The following is a 15656-nucleotide window of genomic DNA, read 5'->3' as shown; positions in this document are numbered from 1 at the left end:
GAGACGTCTCCCCCCTGCTGAAAGGCGCCTGACATGACCGATGACGCGGACCGGACCGGCGACGATCTGCCCGGCGACGACGACCTCGCCGAGATGCTCCGCCGGATGCTGGGCGGTCAGGGCGGGATCGACCCCGACCAGCTGCGGCAGCTGTCGGGGATGGGGATCGACCCGGCCATGATGCAGAGCATCATGCGCCAGTTGCAGGCGGCGATGGCGGGAGCCGACGGCGACGACGGCGTGGACTGGTCGGCGGCGAAGACGCAGGCACTCCACATCGCCAACCGCGACGGACTCGGGATCACGGCGGGGGCGCGCACCGAATTCGACCAGGCCTTCGCGCTGGCCTCGCTCTGGCTCAGCGAGGCGACGACGATCGGCGAGCTGGCCCAGACGCCCCGCCCGATCACCCGCGGGCAGTGGGTCGAGGCGACGCTCCCCGTGTGGCAAGAACTCGCCGAGCCGGTGGCGACCTCGATCAGCGACGCCCTCATGGCGGCGCTCGAGTCGCAGACCCCGGAGGAGATGCGTCCGGCCATCGAGGGCGCCGGCCGCCTGATGCGCCGCGTCGGCGGGGCGCTGTTCGCCGGCCAGCTGGGCGCGGTGATCGGCAAGCTCTCGCTTGAGGTGGTCAGCGGCGGCGATGTCGGCATCCCGCTCATGCCCACCGGCGAGGCCGCGATCCTGCCACAGAACTTCGCCGACTTCGGACGCGACCTCGAGATCGAGGAGGACCAGCTCGCCCTCGTCCTCGCCACCCGCGAGCTCGCCCACGCACGCCTGTTCCGTCACGCGAAGTGGCTGCGCCTGCACGTCATCTCGCAGGTGACCGACTTCGCGCGCGGCGTCCACGTCGACACCGACGCGCTCGAGGACCTCGCGTCACGGTTCGACCCGTCCTCCCCCGACGAGCTGAAGGCCGCGATCGAGAGCGGCGCCCTGCTGCCGCAGCGCTCCGAGGCGCAGGTCGCGGCCCTGACCCGGCTCGAGAACCTGCTCGCGACCATCGAAGGCTGGGTCGACGTCGTCACGGCGGACGCGACCACCCGCGTGCCCTCCGCCGACCGCATCGCCGAGGCGGTCCGCCGTCGCCGGGCCGTCGGAGGTCCTGCCGAGCAGGCGATGGCGTCGCTCGTCGGCCTCGAGCTCCGTCCGCGACGACTCCGGGAGGCCGCGGCCATGTGGCGCGCCGTGACGGATGCCGTCGGCTCCGCTGCTCGCGACGGTCTCTGGGACTACCCCGACCTGATGCCCACGGCCGAGGACATCGACGAACCGGCGGGACTCATCGCGCGACTGCAGGCGCGTCAGCGGGGCGAGGAGCCCGAGCGCGACGCGTTCGACGACGCGCTCGAGGCGCTGCTCGACGAAGAGGCCGGCGGACAGGACGACCCGACCACGGGCGACGCCGCGGGCGGGGACGACGGTCCCACCGGGCCGCGCCCCGTCTGACCCGCGCCTCCTCCACAGCCCCCGCCCGCGCCCTCGGCACGACGGGTCTGTGGAGGGCACACCCGACGGTGACGGCATCCCGGCCAGAATCGCGGCATGCTGCGTCTCGCCCCCTCCCACCCGCCGCTGTGGCGCACCCCCACCAGCGTGCAACTCGGCATCGACGACGAGCGCCCGCTCACGGGCCTGCAGCCCTGGCAGGAACGTCTGCTCGACGCGCTGGTCGACGGCATCCCGGACGGTCGCCTCGTGCCGCTCGCGCGGGAACTGGGCGCGGGTCCGGATGAGGCGAACGCCTTTCTCAGCCGCATCCAGGACGCTCTGGTCGCCGACGCCGCGCCGGTCCCGCCGATCCGCATCGAGCTGCCCGCCGACCTCGGCCACGACGACGAGACGACCCTCGTGGCGGGCCTCGCGGCCGCGGGTCTGGAGATCGACGCGTGCGAGCGGTGGGCCCTGCCGCCCGGGCCGGGCCCGGTCGTGGTCGTCGCCGCTCAGCTGATGGATCCGCACCGCGCGGCGCGCCTCACGGCGGAGGACACCCCGCATCTGCCGATCGAACTCGCCGGCGACCGCGTTGTCGTCGGCCCGCTCGTCGTGCCGGGCCGGACGGCCTGTATCGCGTGCCTCCACGCCGACCGGTGCGACCGCGACGCGGGCTGGCCGCTCGTCGCGGCTCAGCTGCTCGCGCGCCCGTCCGTCGCGACCGAGCCGCTCCTGCTCGTCGAGGCGGCGGCGCTGGCCGCCCGATTGCTGCGCACGGGCGACGCGGGACGGTCGGTCGTCCTCACCGCGGCGGACGGACAGCGCGAGACCCGCGCGCACCGCCCTCACGCAGCGTGCCTCTGCCGATCTCCTGAAGGAATCTGGAGCGCTGACGCTCCCGGTTCCCCGACCGTCGAGCCCACGAGAGCGACAGCGTACGCGCGGCCCGCGTGACACCCACGTAGGTCAGGCGACGCTCCTCGTCGATCTGCTCGAAACTCGTCGCGTACGAGATCGGGAGCAGCCCCTCGCTGAGGCCCATGAGGTGCACGTGCGGCCACTCGAGACCCTTCGCGGCGTGCAGCGTCGCGAGGGTCACCGTCCGCATCGCCGGCTCGTGCTGCGCCTTGGCGCGCGCCGTCAGCTCGTCGGCGAACGCGCGGAGCGTCGTGCCCTCGGGCGCCTCCTCGGCGAGGCGGAGCACGGCGGCGCGCGCCTCCCAGGCGTCGCGCAACGCCCCGCCCGCCGGCGGCGCCTCGTCGGTCAGCCCCAGCGACCGGAGGACGTCGCGGACGGTCGCGAGGAACGATCCCGACAGCGGCGCCACGGAGGCGCCGCGCAGGGCGAGCAGGGCCTGGCGCACCTCGGGCAGGTCCCAGAACCGCTTGCCGCCGAGGACGGTGGCGGGGATGCCGCGGGCGGAGAGCGCGGCCAGCAGCGGCGCCGACTGCGCGTTCAGCCGGTACAGGACGGCCACGTCGTGCGGGTCGACTCCGGACGCGAGCTGCGCGGCGATCCGCGCGGCGATGCCCTCCGCCTCCGCGGCGTCGTCGTCGTACGCGGTGACCTCGGGAGCGGGCCCCGCGGGCGCGGGGGTCGAGAGCTGCAGTGCCCCGGGGCGCCCGCGCATCAGCTCGTTGGCGACCGCGAGGACCGCGGCATCCGATCGGTAGTTGCGCTCCAGGCGCACGACCGTCACGTCGTCGTCCCGCGTGGCGAAGTCCAGGAGGTAGCGGGGGTCGGCGCCGGCGAACGAGTAGATCGTCTGGCTCGCGTCGCCGACGACGCAGAGGTCGCGGCGATCGCCGAGCCACAGCTCCAGCAGCCGGTTCTGCACCGGGGACACGTCCTGGAACTCGTCGACCGTGAAGTGCCGGTACTGCTCGTGGACGGCGGCGGCGACCCGCGGCTCCGACTCGATCATGCCCGCGCACGCGAGCAGCACGTCCTCGAAGTCGAGCTGACGCCGTTCGTCCTTCAGCTTCTCGTAGGCGCGCTGCAGGGCGATGAGGGGGTCCAGGGCCAGACCCGGGATGCCGCCGGGGCGGTCGACCGCGTACTGCTCGATCGAGCGCATTGTGACCTTGCGCCATTCGATCTGCGACGCGACGTCGCGGAGGGTGGAGGCATCCAGCCGCAGACCGATCCCGTCGGCGGCATGCGAGAGCAGTCGCACCTTGCTGTCGACGATCGCGGGAGCGGTGTCGCGCGCCACCTGCGGCCAGAAGAAGTTGATCTGCGCGAGCGCGGCGGCGTGGAAGGTGCGCGCGGCCACACCCTCGACGCCGAGGGCGCGCAGCCGGCCACGGAGTTCACCGGCGGCCTTCGTCGTGAAGGTCACGGCCATGACGCGTTGCGGCGAGTACGCGCCGGTGTCGACGCCGTGGGCGATCCGGTGGGTGATGACCCGCGTCTTGCCGGTCCCCGCGCCGGCGAGCACGCAGACGTGCCCGCGCAGCGTCGACGCCGCTTCGCGTTGCCGCTCGTCCAGGTCCGCGAGGGGGTCGACGCTCACTCCCCCACCCACCGCAGGATGAGGCTGCGCGCGATGGACGCACGGCCGGGCAGGCGGATCTCCCCTCGACCGGCGAGGGCGTCACGGATCTCATCGCGGGTGAACCAGCGGACGTCGAGGATCTCCTCGCCGTCGGCGCGGGCCTCCGCATCCGCGACGGCGTGGGCGGTGAAGCCGAGCATGAGCGAGCGCGGGTAGGGCCACGCCTGCGACCCGCGGTACACGATCCGATCGAGACGGACGCCGGCCTCCTCCGCGACCTCACGCTCGACGGTCGTCTCCAGCGATTCGCCGGCCTCGACGAACCCGGCGAACGTCGAATAGGTGGGGATGTCGCCCCGGGCCGCGTTCCGGCCGAGCAGCAGACGCTCGCCGTCGGCGCTCGCGACGGCCACGATCACGGCGGGATCCGTCCGCGGGAAGTGCTGCCGGCCGCACTGCAGGCAGCGTCGGGACCAGCCGGCCTGCTCGACGCGCGTCTCTCCGCCGCACGCGGGGCAGAACGGCGCGTCGATCAACCACCGCCCGATGCTCAGTCCCTGCACGAAGCGTCCGGCCTCGTCGGCGTCGAGGTCGCCGCCCACCGCGCGGAGCCCCGCCCACTCGACGCCCGGGATCACGGGCTCGTCCGCGGATGCCGGGAGCGCTGCGACGGCGACGGGGCGGTGCGCGTCGTCGCGGCCGAGGAAGGCCCACACCGCTCCGTCCGGGACGGCGTCGGGGGCGACCCACTGCAGCGTCGACGGGTCGCCGACGGGGGTGCGGTCGCCGTGCAGCAGCAGCACGCGGGTGTCGGCATCGGTACGGATGCGGTCGAGCAGACCGTCGTCGAGTCGCTCCTGCGCCGCACGGTCGATGACCGCGCGCGCCAGGGGCGGCGGGACGTCCTTCGTCGTCATCGAGGACCTCTCTTGCGGGCGTGGCGCCGGTGCGCGGGGGCGTGCCCCGCCTACCCTGGGGGGCATGGCACGCTCTCCTCTCACTCTAGCCGCGGCTGCCACGGCGGCTCTCTCGCAGGCGACGGGTGTGCGCACGGCCATCACGGGCGCCGCGGCCCTCACCGAGGGAGCGGGCCGGCGTTTCGACAGCGCCGTCGTCCACCTCGACGACGGCTCTCGCCTCGTGGTGCGTGTCCCCGAGAGCGACGAGGCCGAAGCCGAGGCCGTCCGAGAGACGACGGCGCTGGCCGCCCTCACGGCGGGGGTCCGCGCCATGCTGCCCTTCCGGGCTCCCGAGCACGTCGGACAGGCGCGCCTCGGCACCCGCACGGCCCGCGTACAGACCTACCTGCCGGGCTACCGGGTCGATGCCGCGCACGTTCCGCCGGGTCGCGGGGTGGCGACCGCCCTCGCGGCGGCGATCGCCGGCATCCACGACCTGCCGACCTCGATCGTGCAGGGCGCGGGGCTCCCCGCCCGCACCGCGGCGCAGGTCCGCACCGACACCGAGCGCCTGCTCGACCGCGCCGAGGCGACGGGCCGTCTGCCGTTCGGCCTGCTCCGCCGCTGGAGCCGCGCCGTCGCCCTCGACGCGCTCTGGAACGTCGAGCCCACCGTCACCCTGGGTGGCGTCGACCCGTCCGCCTTCACCCTGACCGACGTCGACGGGGTGCCGACGGTCTCGGGGCTGCTGACGTGGGGCGGCCTGAGCATCGGGGACCCGGCCGAGGACCTGCGCTGGATCGCGAGCGCTCCCGACGCGGCATCCGACGTCGTCGTCGCCTACAGCGCCGCCGCCGGCCGCTCCCCCGACACCATGCTCGCCGAGCGGGCCCGCCTGCACGCCGAGCTCGAGTTCGCGAAGTGGCTCGTCCACGGACACGATTCCGCCTCCGAGACGGTGACCGCGGATGCCGTGGCGCTGCTCGAGTCGCTGGACGAGAGCGTCCGCGACGAACCGCCGATCGGCAGCGGGACGATCAGCGTCGACGACGCCATCGCCGCGCTCGGGCGCGTCCCCGCCGGCGCGGCCGAGGCCGTCGACACCTCGATGCACACCGACGCCTACGACCCCGGTCTCATCGACGGCCTCCTCGACGAGGACGCCGACGCCGCGTCTGACGCCGTCGACCAGGAGACCGAGCCGATCGAGTTCAGCGACTGGCCGGGAACCGACGACGCACCCGCCGCCGAGGAGAGCGATCCCGACGACGCCGCGAAGAACGCGCTGCGCCGGTGGACGGGCACGGCCTGACCCCTCCCCGGACCGCACGCCGGTTCACCCGCGCAGGATGAGGCCGTCGGCGACGTAGAACAGCGCGACGTCGATCCGCTCCATCGGCACGCCGTGCTTCGCGTGGTACGCCCGCCGGTAGAGCTCGAGCTGCAGCATCCGCTCGGTGCGCTCCGCCGCGGTGCGGGGCGGGCGCCCGGTCTTCCAGTCCACGATCTCGATCCGGTCGCCCCGGCGGTAGACGGCGTCGAGCTTGCAGATGACGACGTGCGGCCGGCCGTCGCCGAGCGGATCCGGTTCGACGAAGTCGATCTCGGTCTCGACCTCGATCGGCTGCAGGTCCCCCCACTCCGAGGCGAGGAACGCCTCGCGCAGCCGGTCGAGCGCCTCGGCGTCCGCGGGCGACGCCGAGGTCGCGTCCTCGTCGTCGTCCCAGAGGACGTCGTCGGCCGATCGCGCGCGGCCCACCAGTCCGGAACGCTGCTCGACCCACGCGTGGAAGAGCGTGCCCAGCCGCGTCTGACGGTAGGGACGTTCGGGCAGCGGCCGGGCCGCCGCGGTCGCGGCCGCGCCGTAGTCCGCCACGAAGTCCTTGAACCGGGATGCCGGGATGCGCGTCGGTGCGTGCGGCGACCGCCCCGCGGCCCGGGCGGCCCGCTCGGCCAGCAGGAGCTCGAGGTCGCGCGTGGGTGTCGCCGGGGCGGCCGCCATCGCCTGCCGCACCCGCGCCGCCGCGTCCCGCACCCGCGCCGACCGCGCCCCGAGCGGGTCGATCGGCCACTCGAGGGTCGCCCGCGCCCCCTCGTACGGGTTCTCCGTCGTCTCCGACTCGGGCAGGGGCGCCTCGAGTTCGTCCGCGATCTCACGGACGAACCGGCTCACGACGCGCGGCTTCTTCGTCCCCGCCCAGGGGGACGCCGAGATGAGCAGGTGCTCGCGGGCCCGGGTCACCGCGACGTACGCGAGCCGCCGTTCCTCGGCGAGGTGTCGCTCGCGGATGCCGTCCTTGAACGCCGCGTGCTCCCGCTTGAGATCTTGCTGCGTCGGCGCGTCGTGCGCCGACCACAGGAACGCGGGCAGCCACTCGCGGTCGCCGCGGAAGGAGTACGGCAGGACGCCGAAGCCGAGCCATCCCTGCGCATCCCGGAGTGCGGCGGGCAGCTCGTCCTCGACGGCACGGACGACGGCGACGGCATCCCATTCCAAGCCCTTGGATCCGTGGATCGTCAGGAGCTGAACGACATCGTCCTCGGGCGGCTCCGTCCGGGGCGCGAACTCGTCGATGCGCTCGGCCCGGTCGAGCCAGGCGAGCAGGCTGGGCAGCGAGCCGCGCTCGTCGGTCTGCAAGAACCCGTGCAGCTCGTCGACGAACGCGCGGAGCTGATCGGAGGCCGTACGCGCGGGTCCGCGCGACTCGTTCGCCGCGAGCTCGATGTCCAGGCGCAGCTCGTTCTCGATGAGTCGCACGAGCTCGGGGATGGGAAGCCCCGCGGCCCGGCGCAGACCCGCGAAGACGGCTCCGGCGTCGCGCAGCCGCTCCCGGGCGGCGGGGGTGAACCCGGCCAGCCACCCGTGGTCGGGCTTCTGCCGCGCGACAAAATCGAGCGCCGCGACGAGCGAACCGCCCTCGTCGCCGGCAGAGGCGCGGATGATCTCGGCGAGCTCGGTCGGCAGCGGCTGCAGGGCGGTGTCATGCCGCACCAGCCGCGCCGCGACCTGCGCGAGTTCGCGGAGGTCCGCGAGCCCCACGGACCACCGCGGGCCGGCGAGCAGCCGGATGAGCGCGGAGCCGGACCGCGGATCGCTGATGACCCGCAGCGCGGAGACGACGTCGACGACCTCCGGGGTCGAGAGCAGTCCGCCGAGCCCCAGGATGCGGTGAGGGATGCCGCGACGCCCGAGCGCGTCCGCGAAGCGCAGCATGTGCTTCTTGCTGCGCAGCAGGACCGCGCCCGTCGTCGCCCGTCCCGCGCGGTGACGCTCGTCCCGGACGTCCGCGAACCACGCCGCGACGGCATCCGCCTCGGCGTCGAGGTCGTCCTCCACCACGATGTCAACCCGCCCCGCCGGCGCCCCCGGACGCGGCCGGAGGGAGCCCACCTCGACGGGGGCGTCCAGCGGAGCGAGCACCGCACCCGCGGCGCGCAGGACGTCGACGCCGTTGCGCCAACTGGTGAGGAGCGCGTAGCTGCGGCCGGCGGCATCCGGATCGAAAGAACGGGCGAAGTCGCCCAGGTTCCCCGCGCTCGCCCCGCGCCAGCCGTAGATCGACTGGTGCGGGTCGCCGACGGCCATGACGGCGGTGCCCCGGAAGAGGGTCGCGAGCAGGTCGGTCTGCACGACGGACGTGTCCTGATACTCGTCCAGCAGGACGACCCGGTACCGCTCGCGCAGCTCCGCGGCCACCGCCGGATGCGACCGGACCACCTGGAGCGCCCCGGCGACCTGATCGGAGAAGTCGATGAGCCCGCGGCGGCGCTTCTCGGCCTCGTACGTCCGCGCGAGGGCGACGAGCACGGACAGGCCCGACACCTTCTCGGCCGCCGTCCGCACCTCGGCGTAGACGGAGGTCCCGGCGCGCTGGCTGGGACGCTCGAGGACGTCCTGGAAGGCCGTCGAGAACGCGTCGAGGTCGTCCAGCTCGACGAGGTTGTCGACGCTGTCGCGGGCGATCCGCAGCGCCGCGTCGATGATGGTCGACGGACGCTCGGCGCGATCGGGCAGACGGGGGTCGTCGGAGGAGAGCACGACCTGCCGCATGAGCAGCCACGCCGCCGACTCGCTCATCACGACCGCCTCGGCATCACGACCGATGCGGACGGCGTTCTCGCGGACGATGGCGTCGGCGAAGCTGTTGTACGTCGACACCGCCGGCCGCTCGAGCAGGGCGTCCGCGCCGTCACCGCCGGGCGACTCGGGTGCGAGGGCGTCGAGCGCCGCACGCCGAGCGGACTCGGGAGCACCGGACCGCTCGAGCTCGCCGAACACCGCGAGCCGCCCCTCGGCGTGGAGCCGACCGAGGTGCGGGAGCAGGCCGCGCCGCTCGAACTCCCCGAGGCGACGCAGCCGCGAACCGATCCGTTCCGCGAGTTCGCCGGCGGCCTTGCGCGTGAAGGTGAGCCCCAGCACCTCGTCCCGGCGCACGAGACCGTTCGCGACGAGCCAGACGACACGACCGGCCATCGTCTCGGTCTTGCCGCTGCCGGCGCCCGCGACCACGAGCGCCGGGGCCAGCGGCGCGGAGATGACGGCCGACTGCTCCGCCGTCGGCGGGAACTGCCCGAGGGCCGCCGCAACGGCCTCGGGACTCAGGAGTGCGGGGGTCACGCCGAGCTCACCGGTCCGATCGTGTGGATGCGGCAGAGTCCGCGGGTGTGGTCGTCACGGCAGTGCTCCTCGAACGGGGCGACGAACGATGTGCCGCGCATGATACGCACCGCCTCGTCGACGCGTCCCAGGAACGCGGCCCGCGTCTCGTCATCGAAAGGCTCCTGCCTCGGCTCGGCGTACGGGCCGTGACGGGTGCCCTTCAGGACGAGGAGTTTCGCACCCCCGGGCTCCGCTCCCGCCGCCGCCGGGATCGCACCGCGCTCGAACGCCAGCTGGTAGGCCGCGAGCTGCGGGTTCTCGAGGGCGGCGCGCTCACCCGTCGCCTCGCTGCGCCCCGTCTTCAGGTCGACGATCACGACGCGTCCGTCCCGGGTGCGTTCGACGCGGTCGATGTACCCCGAGAGGATCGCCGGGTGCGCGGCATCCGGCACCGGGAGCTCGACCTCGAAGTGCGGTTCGGCGCCGACGAGCGTCGTGCCCGCCCGCTCGGTGTCGCGCAGGTACGCGGCGAGCCGGGTCACGAGGTCCCGCGCGCGACGGCGCTCCGCCTCATCGATCCAGGGCGCCTCGAACTCCAGCTGAGACCAGCCGTCCTCGACGTACGACCACAGCGCCTCCTCGTCCGCCGTCGCGACGTGCTCGAGCGCGCCGTGCAGCAGCGTCCCGAGCCCGGCGACGGCCGTGCCGGGATCCCCGCCGAGGTCGCCGATCGCCCAGTCGAGCTGGCACTGCTCGAGGGCATGGATGCGGGAGGGCGACACGCGCAGCGGCGCGACGTCGAGATCCCGCAGCGGCGCGGTGCTGGTGGGTTCCGCGAGGCCGTACCACTGCGCCGGATGCGCGCCCGGCACACCCGCCGCGGCGAGGAGCGCGAGCTGGCCCGCGGCATCCTCCCGGTCGGACTCCGACGACCGCGGGTCGGTGAGCCGGCGGCGGTGCGCGGCGACGAGTCCCCGCAGCGTGAGGGGGTGCTCCGCCGAGCGCGGCGCCGGAGAGGCGGGCGGGAGGAGGTCGAACAGGACGCTCGGACCGGTGTCGTCGTCGTCGACGGCGGTGACGATCAACCGGGAGCGGGCGCGCGATACGGCGCGGGCGAAGAGCCGCAGCTCGTCGTGCAGCACCGCGCGACGTCGGTCGGCGGTGTCGAGGTCGGTGTCCTCCTCGGCCAACCGCGCCGTCTCGAGGAGGCTCCCTCGCAGCCGCAGGTTCGGCCAGACGCCGTCCTGCACGCCGGCGACGACGACGGTGTCGAACTCGAGGCCGAGCGCCGCGGCAGGCGTCGAGATCTGCACGCCGCTGGCGACGGTGCCGGTGCGGAGGCGATCCTCCGCGACCTCGGAGTGCAGCAGCGCGCGCAGGTGGTCGATCGGCGCGGTCCCGTCCTCCCGCTCGCCGTGCCGCTTGGCCGCTTCGAAGAGCGCCACGACGGCGTCGAGGTCGCGACGGGCCTGGTCGGCCAGCGGTCCCTGGCCGTCGGCCAGCGTGCGCAGCTGCCGCTCCAGCCCACGCTGCTCCCACACGGTCCACAGCAGCTCGTGCGCCGTCGCGCCGGCCCGGATCTGCTCGGCGACCTCGGCCAGCGTGCGCGACAGTCGTGCGGCGCGCCGGGCCTCCGGGGTGTCCACCACGTCGAATTCCACGGGATGACGCACCCCCGACGCGAGCAGCTCGCGCGCGGACCGCTCGCCGCCGCGGCGCAGCTCCGCGTGCCGCAGCGCCGCCCGGAGCCGGCGGAGTTCGACGGGGTCGAGACCGCCGCCGACGAGCACGTCGAGCACCTCGTCGTCGCTGCGTGACTCCGCGGAGACGGCCGCGAGGTCGACCGCCCGGAGGAGATCCCGGACGATGGGCGTCTCGGCGAGGGCGCGCGCAGGCCCCACCGCCGCGGTCGGGACGTCGCGCGCCGACAGCTCCGCCTCGAGCGCCGTCACCTGTCGGGAGTCGTGCGCGATGACCGCCAGCTGCTCCCAGGGGACGCCGTCGTGGACATGCCTTTCGCGCAGCAGGCGTGCGATGAGGTCGACCTCCTCCGCTTCGGAGCGGAGTGCGAAGGCGCGCAGGCTCTCGTCGGGTTCGACCCCGACGGGCGGATGCCGGTGGGCGACCAGTCCCGCGGCGCCGATGCGCGAGGTGACCTGGGCGACGAGGTCCCGCTGGGCGGGCGTGCCGCGGTGGATGCGGTCCAGGACGTGCGTCCGCGTCGCGAGGCGGGCGAAGTTCTCGGGGCGCGCGCCGCGGAAGGATCCCGAGCCCACGTCGGGGTCTCCGAAGGCGAGCACGGCGATCCCCCGCCGTCGGCACGCCTCGAGCAGTTCCACGCCGCCGAGGGTCAGTTCCTGCGCGTCGTCCACGAGGATCGCCCGCAGTCCCGCCACCGCGCCGAGCGCCGGCGAGCCGGCGGGGGCGTTGCGGAGGAGCCCGACCGCCTCGCGCACGAGCCCCGCGGCATCGCGGTGGGCGCCGCGCATGCGCGCGCGGACCGAGCGGTACTCCCGCGCGAACGAGGCGAGCGACGCCCAGACCGGACGGTCCGTGGCGGCGGCGCGCGCGGCGAGTTCCTCGGGCTCGATGCCGAGCGTCGTCATCTCGGCGAGGAAGGCACGGATCTCGGCCCGGAGCCCCGGAGTGCTGCGGATGTCGGCGGGCAGCCATTCCGGCCAGCGCGACGGGCCGTCGGCCTCGTCCTCGGCATCGCCCGCCAACAGGTCGCCGATGATCCGGTCCTCGTCGGGCCCGGTGAGCAGCTGCGGAGGCTCGTCGCCCGCGTGGACGGCGTGCGACCGGACCACCTGGTACGCGAAGGCGGGGACCGATCGCGCGAGCGGACCGCTCGTGGCGACGCGCACGCCGACCGCGAGCCGGTCGCGCAACGCGGTCGCGGCCGTCCGTGTCGGGGTGAGCACGACGACCTCGTCAGGACGCATCCCGTCGTCGATGAGTGCGACGACGCGGGAGACGAGCGTCGCCGTCTTGCCCGATCCCGGCGCGCCGATCACGACACCGGATGCCGCCGGTTCGAGACCCACGACGGCCTGCTGCGCCGTGTCGAGGGCGAACGGCAGGTCGGGCATGGGCTCCACGCTAACCGGAGCGACGGACACCCGCCCCGCAGCGCCCCGCGTGGCGCCGACGGGCCGTTCGCCGACAGCGAGCGGCCCGCGCGTCCGGGCCGGGAGCCGGTGTCGTAGGCTCGAGACGCGCCCGGAGACCCGGGCCGGGAAAGGCAGGCATCACCGTGGAGATCCGCATCGGCATCGCGAACTCGCGCGAGCTCGGCTTCGACTCGAACGAGACGGCCGACGCCGTGAAGCAGACCGTCACCGCCGCTCTCGACAGCGGCGCGACCTACGTGACCCTCACCGATTCCAAGGGCGCCACCTACGTCATCCCCACGGCCGGCATCGCGTTCGTCGAGGTCGGGACCGACCAGTCGCGTCGCGTGGGCTTCGTCGCCTGACATGCTCGTCGTCCTTGCGCTGGTCTTCGGGGCGATCGCGGGGACGGCCGTCCACTTCGCCCTGCCGCAGCGCGCGCTCCGCGGCGTCGCGATCGGGCCGCTGCTCGGCGCCGCCCTCGGCACCGCGACGTGGGCCGCACTCACCTGGGCGGGTCTCGGGCCGGATGCGGCGTGGATCTGGCTCGCCAGCATCCTCGTGCCGATCCTGCTCACCGCGGCGGTCCTCGTGCTCCTCGCCCGCACGCGGGCGGCGCGGGACGCCCGGACCCGTCACGAGCTCGGCATCGCCTGATCCCGGCGCACACCCGCCGCCCTCCGCGGCTCGCCGCCGGTCTCAGGCGTCGAGGCCGATGCTCGTCATCCGGCGCGAGTGGGCCCCCAGCAGCTGGGTGAACACCGGCTCAACCTGCTTCTCGTCGTCGACGTCGAGCGCTCCCGGGCGCTCGGTCGTGCTCGACCGCAGCGCGCCGCGCGCGACCAGGAGGGTGTCGCCGACGAGGCGCCTCCCCCACAGGCTCAGCAGGGAGCGCAGTTCGTCGTCGTCCGAGATCGCGTCGGTGATGATGCCCACGAGCGGGGCGCGGTCGGCATCCGCTCGGAGGATCGCGGCCGCACGGCGTCCGGTCTCGCCGTAGCTGCCGGACAGGGACAGATAGAAGTCGTCGAGCAGGCCCGCCGTCAGGTGGACCGACAGCATCGTCTCGAGGGGCCGCGCGCCGTGGGTGGCCCGGCGGAAGGCGTCGAGGGGCTCGCGGAACGGCAGCATCAGCTCGAGCGGGTCGTCGCCGCGGTCCCGGATGAGGGCGACGAGTGCCTGGTGCTTGAACAGCGCGGCGCCGGCCGCGCGGGAGAGCGACTCCTTGTGCCCGAGCTCGGGGCTGCGCTCGATGAGCGAGCTGAGGGTCTCGACGTAGCCGAGCTGCAGGTAGGCCGCCTGACCGAGATAGGTGGCGAGGTCGGGAGCGAGCTGCTCGAAATCGACGCGCCGGACGTCGCTCGCCTCGTCGCGCGAACGCAGCCGCAGGGTGCGCCCGGGGGGCCGCCGTCGCTGCCAGAACCACCTCACCACGGCACCAGCCTACGGGGCGCGGCGGCCCCCTCCGGTAGGGTGGTGGGGTCCCGGCGTCGGATCGGGACCCCGCGCCTGGGGCTGAGTGAAGGGCGTGGACCCCTCATCACGGCGGCATCTCACCGCCAGACAGGCACGGAAAGCATGACCACGTTCGCAGAGCTCGGCGTCGACCAGGACATCGTCGACACCCTCGCCGCCAAGGGCATCGTCGACACGTTCCCCATCCAGGAGCAGACGATCCCGCTCGGCCTCCCCGGCCAGGACATCATCGGCCAGGCCAAGACCGGCACCGGCAAGACCTTCGGCTTCGGCATCCCCGTCGTCCAGCGACTCGGCCTGAACCCCGAGCCCGGCGTCAAGGCCCTCATCGTCGTCCCGACGCGCGAGCTGGCCGTCCAGGTCTACGAGGACATGGACATGCTGACCTCCGGCCGCGCCACCAGCGTCGTCGCCATTTACGGCGGCAAGGCCTACGAGGGTCAGATCGATCAGCTCAAGGCCGGCGCGCAGATCGTCGTCGGCACCCCCGGTCGCCTCATCGACCTCAACAACCAGCGACTCCTCGACCTCTCGAACGCGACCGAGGTCGTCCTCGACGAGGCCGACAAGATGCTCGACCTCGGCTTCCTCCCCGACATCGAGAAGATCTTCCAGAAGGTCGCGCCCGTCCGCCACACCATGCTCTACTCGGCGACGATGCCCGGGCCGATCGTCGCCCTCGCGCGCCGGTTCATGTCGAACCCGATCCACATCCGCGCGAGCGACCCCGACGAGGGCCTCACGCAGGCCAACATCAAACACCTCGTGTACCGCGCGCACTCGCTCGACAAGGACGAGGTCATCGCCCGCATCCTGCAGGCCGAGGGCCGCGGCAAGACCGTCATCTTCACGCGCACCAAGCGCGCTGCGCAGCGCCTCGTCGACGAACTGAACGACCGCGGCTTCAGCGCCGGGGCGGTCCACGGCGACATGAGCCAGGAGGCGCGCGAGCGCTCGATGGCCGCGTTCAAGGCCGGCAAGCGGGACGTCCTCATCGCCACCGACGTCGCCGCCCGCGGCATCGACGTTGACGACGTCACCCACGTCATCAACCACACGATCCCCGACGACGAGCAGACCTACCTGCACCGCGCCGGCCGCACCGGCCGCGCCGGCAAGACCGGCATCGCGGTGACCTTCGTCGACTGGGACGACCTGCACAAGTGGGCCCTCATCAACCGCGCGCTCGACTTCGGCCAGCCCGAGCCGCAGGAGACGTACTCGTCGAGCCCGCACCTGTTCGAGGACCTCGACATCCCGGCCGGCACGAAGGGCCGCATCACCGCGGCGCCCAAGGCGGCCCCCGCACGGTCGAGCGCCGCTCCCACCCGCGCGGCGGACGCCGCCGCCGACGCGTCCGGCGAAGCGGGCACCCGTCGTCGCCGCCGCCGGCGTTCCGGCAGCGGCGAGGCGAAGGTCGGCTCCACCTTCACCGAAGGGGCGGATGCCGCGGCATCCGACTCGTCCTCGGCGTCCGCCGACAGCGCGGACCGCGCAGTCGACGGTGCCGGCACGCACGACGGCGCCGGCAAGGAGCACCACGACGGCAAGCCCGCACCGGCGCGCCGGCGGCGCCGCCGTCGGGGCGGATCGGGCGCAGGCGCGCCCGTCGCGGGGGCCTGATTCCGCTCGTC

The 15656-nt window shown here is 74.1% G+C and carries 10 protein-coding genes; 5 read left to right on the top strand and 5 right to left on the bottom strand.

Translation table 11 applies throughout. The features are described 5' to 3' along the window. Nucleotides 1-33: 33 nt before the first annotated feature. Entirely contained in the window at nt 34-1452 is a 1419-nt protein-coding gene (locus ACPEH0_RS01425) for a zinc-dependent metalloprotease (RefSeq protein WP_253034173.1), read from the top strand. A 787-nt stretch (nt 1453-2239) separates the two neighbouring features. Here ACPEH0_RS01425 and ACPEH0_RS01420 read toward each other — a convergent pair. Both ACPEH0_RS01420 and nudC read right to left on the bottom strand, forming a co-directional pair. Then, entirely contained in the window at nt 2240-3952 is a 1713-nt protein-coding gene (locus ACPEH0_RS01420; protein WP_366213202.1) for an ATP-dependent helicase, read from the bottom strand. Next, nucleotides 3949-4851, bottom strand: coding sequence for an NAD(+) diphosphatase (gene nudC / locus ACPEH0_RS01415; protein WP_366213203.1), 903 nt, complete (start codon nt 4849-4851; stop codon nt 3949-3951). Before nudC ends, ACPEH0_RS01420 begins: the two co-directional genes overlap by 4 nt. A gap of 64 nt (nt 4852-4915) precedes the next feature. Here nudC and ACPEH0_RS01410 point away from each other — a divergent pair, with 64 nt between their 5' ends. After that, nucleotides 4916-6145 carry a phosphotransferase gene (locus tag ACPEH0_RS01410; RefSeq protein ID WP_366213204.1) on the top strand — a complete coding sequence of 410 codons (1230 nt, stop codon included), beginning with the start codon at nt 4916-4918 and terminating at the stop codon, nt 6143-6145. A 24-nt stretch (nt 6146-6169) separates the two neighbouring features. Here the strand turns inward: ACPEH0_RS01410 and ACPEH0_RS01405 are convergent, their stop codons facing one another. Together ACPEH0_RS01405 and ACPEH0_RS01400 are read right to left on the bottom strand one after the other, a co-directional pair. After that, a complete protein-coding gene (locus tag ACPEH0_RS01405; RefSeq protein WP_366213205.1) occupies nt 6170-9451 on the bottom strand; it encodes an ATP-dependent DNA helicase in 3282 nt (1093 codons plus the stop codon). After that, entirely contained in the window at nt 9448-12525 is a 3078-nt protein-coding gene (locus ACPEH0_RS01400) for an ATP-dependent helicase (RefSeq protein WP_366213206.1), read from the bottom strand. The genes ACPEH0_RS01405 and ACPEH0_RS01400 overlap by 4 nt, the downstream gene beginning before the upstream one ends. A 164-nt stretch (nt 12526-12689) precedes the next feature. Here ACPEH0_RS01400 and ACPEH0_RS01395 point away from each other — a divergent pair, with 164 nt between their 5' ends. Both ACPEH0_RS01395 and ACPEH0_RS01390 read left to right on the top strand, forming a co-directional pair. Continuing rightward, nucleotides 12690-12911 (top strand): DUF3107 domain-containing protein, encoded by a 222-nt coding sequence (locus ACPEH0_RS01395; RefSeq protein WP_064001825.1) that lies wholly within the window; start codon nt 12690-12692, stop codon nt 12909-12911. A gap of 1 nt (nt 12912) precedes the next feature. Further along, on the top strand, nt 12913-13203 hold the full coding sequence (locus ACPEH0_RS01390) for a hypothetical protein (RefSeq protein WP_366213207.1): 291 nt from the start codon (nt 12913-12915) through the stop codon (nt 13201-13203). Nucleotides 13204-13245: 42 nt separating this feature from the next. Here ACPEH0_RS01390 and ACPEH0_RS01385 read toward each other — a convergent pair whose 3' ends face one another. Then, the gene (locus ACPEH0_RS01385; RefSeq protein WP_064001823.1) at nt 13246-13980 is read right to left on the bottom strand and encodes a ferritin-like fold-containing protein; all 735 of its coding nucleotides are present in this window, start codon (nt 13978-13980) and stop codon (nt 13246-13248) included. A 144-nt stretch (nt 13981-14124) separates the two neighbouring features. Between ACPEH0_RS01385 and ACPEH0_RS01380 the strand changes: the two genes are divergently transcribed. Then, nucleotides 14125-15645 carry a DEAD/DEAH box helicase gene (locus ACPEH0_RS01380; RefSeq protein WP_366213208.1) on the top strand — a complete coding sequence of 507 codons (1521 nt, stop codon included), beginning with the start codon at nt 14125-14127 and terminating at the stop codon, nt 15643-15645. Nucleotides 15646-15656 lie beyond the last annotated feature (11 nt).

Source organism: Microbacterium sp. NPDC079356 (assembly GCF_049545465.1).
GTDB lineage: Bacteria > Actinomycetota > Actinomycetes > Actinomycetales > Microbacteriaceae > Microbacterium > Microbacterium gawkjiense.
The sequence above is the reverse complement of the archived record's forward strand: the minus strand, read 5'-3'. Positions and strand labels throughout refer to the sequence as shown.